The organism is Mesorhizobium sp. M7A.F.Ca.ET.027.02.1.1 (genome assembly GCF_004022985.1).
GTDB lineage: Bacteria > Pseudomonadota > Alphaproteobacteria > Rhizobiales > Rhizobiaceae > Mesorhizobium.
Genome location: NZ_RZOL01000595.1, coordinates 1 through 2,640, shown reverse-complemented (window position 1 = coordinate 2,640; position 2,640 = coordinate 1). Strand labels below are relative to the sequence as shown.

Genomic DNA, 2,640 nt, shown 5'->3' with positions numbered 1-2,640 from the left:
CGGCACCGCGACCGGCATTGTCGATCCTGCCGGCGCCAGCGACCTCTCGGTCGAACTCGCCGCCAAGGGTCCGCCCGTGGTGATCAGCGTCGGCAGCAAGGCGCAGCCCATCACGCTGGCGATCAGCAATGCCACCGCCCGCGCCTTCGGCGACGGCAAGGCGCCGATCATCGACATCGGCGCCTCCTTCGTCTCCATCGTCGCCGGCGGCACGCGGCTGGATGATCTGGCGGCGCAGATCCATTCCGACGGTTTTGACATCCAGAACCGCGCCGGGCCGGTCACCGTCAAGCTGGAGGCGGGCGGCCTCAACACCGACGTGGCGACGCTGGCGCCGCTGATCACCGGCAAGATCGATGTCGATCTGGCCGGGTCGGTCAGCAAGGACGCCATTGCCATCGACCAGGGCACGCTGCGTTCCGACGCGCTCAACGCTTCGCTGACCGCGACGGTGGCGCTTGCCGACCTGTCGATGCAGCTCAAGATGAACGCGGATGCCGTGGCGACGGCCTTCCCGCCGCAGATCGCCTCGGTGCTCGGCGCTAGGGTGAAATTCTCGGCCAGCGCGGCCCGCGATCCGCAGGGATCCTTCGCCGCCAATTCGATCGAATTCACGTCCGGCACGCTCAGCGCCGCCGGCACGGCCAGCATTCAAGGCACCGACATCAAGGCCGACATCAAGGGCAAACTGGGCGACGTTTCCGTGCTGTCGCCGACAGTGGGCGTGCCGGTTGCCGGTGGCGTCGATTTCGCGCTGTCGGCAAGTGGCGCCATGACGGCGCCGGACTTCACGGTTACCGCCGATAGCGAGAGCCTGACGGCATCGGGCCGCACGGTGAAGAGCATCAAGCTGACGGCTAGCGGCAAGGCCGATATCACCAGTCCCGCCGCTAACGTATCGCTGACCGGCTCCGTCGACGACCAGCCGCTCGACATCAAAGCAGCGCTGGTGACGAGCGAAGGCAAGCGTTCGATCAATGGATTCCTGGTCTCGCTGGGCGACAACAAGGTCTCGGGCGATCTCGCGCTCGACGACAAGTACATGCCGCTCGGCACGCTGACGCTCGATGCACCTGCCATCGACCAGCTGGCCGCACTTGCCGGCCAGGCGATAACGGGCGACATCGACGGAACCATCCGCTTCGCGGGGGATGGCGACGCGCCCTCCGTCGCCATCGATGCCAAGAGCACATCGATCGCGCGCGGCGAGGTGACGGCCAAGGCCATCACCGTCAATGCGCTGATCGCCAATTATCTCAAGGCGCCGGCGATCGCGGGTACGATCAAGGCCGACAGCGTCACCTCCGGGACCACGGAAATCGGCGGCATCGGCGTCGACCTGAAGCGTGATGGCGACTGGACCAATTTTACCGGCGGCGCCACCATAGCGGGCATTCCGGCGACCGCTGCCGGCCGGGTGAAAATCGCCAACGGCACGACCAGCATCGAGATTGCCTCGGGCGAGGCGACGGTTCGCGGCATCAAGGCGGCAATCGCTCAGGCGTCGACACTAAGCATCGCCAACGGCACGACCAGCATCGAAAGGCTGGCGCTCGACGTCGGCGGTGGCTCGGTGACCTTGTCCGGGACAGCTGGCCAGACGCTCGATCTCGCGGCGCAATTTTCGGCACTTCCCGCGGCGCTCGCCAATGAATTTTCGCCCGGCCTCGATGCTGTGGGCACGCTCAGCGGCACGGCTGGTGTGACCGGACCGCCGGCCGCTCCCGATGTCCGCTTCAATGCGCAACTGGCCGGTATCGAAACCAGCCAGACCCGGCAGGCCGGGCTCGGACCGCTCGCCGTCGATGCGGCCGGCAGCTACACGATTGCCGGCGGCGTGGTGCTCGATCAGGTGACGCTGACCGGCGACAAGGTTTCCGGCAAGGCAACCGGCACCCTCAACCCGAACGGCGCCAGCGATTTTGTGCTCGATCTCATCTCATCCGGCCCCAGCCTGCCCCTGACTGTCGGCAGCGCCGAGAGCCCGGTCAAGATCGAGATCCAGTCCTTGTCGGCAAAGGTGGCGGGCGAGAGCACGCGGGCCCGCCTGGATGTCTCGGCGATTCTGCCCTCGATCGTCACCAGTCCGGCGAGGGTGGAGGGGCTTGCCCTGGCGTTGCATTCGGATGCGTTCGATCTCAAGAACCGTGCAGGGCCGGTTTCCGGCACCGTGTCGGTGGACAAGGTCGGCCTCGACAATCCGATGATCGCGCCGCTGATCGCCGGCAAGGTCACGGCAGCCGTCAGCGGCCGCCTGACGGCCGACCTGTTTGCCATCGACAGCGGCTCGCTCAAGAGCGATGCGCTGAACAGCCAGGTCGCCGGCCAGGTATCGCTGCGAGACGGTGCCATAGACCTCAACCTGAAGGCGGATGCCCCATCGTCGGCCTTGCCGGCGGCGGCGCGCGGCATGCTTGGCGAGCGCGCTGAGATCAGCGCCACGCTGAAGCGCGACCCCAACGGCAGCATCAACATAGGCGGATTGAAGTTGACCTCGGGTGCGCTGACCGCCGACGGGCAAGCCAGCCTTGCCGACAACAAGGTGGCCGCCGACATCAAGGGCGCGCTGAGCGACATCTCGCTGCTGTCGAAGGATGCCAAGGGCGCCATCGCCTTTGCGTTGAACGCACAGGGGCCGGC

The 2,640-nt window shown here is 66.8% G+C and carries 1 pseudogene; it reads left to right on the top strand.

Going from position 1 to position 2,640, the window contains the following annotated elements:
- Positions 1 to 2,640, top strand: a pseudogene (locus tag EN749_RS33880) (translocation/assembly module TamB); the annotation flags it as partial.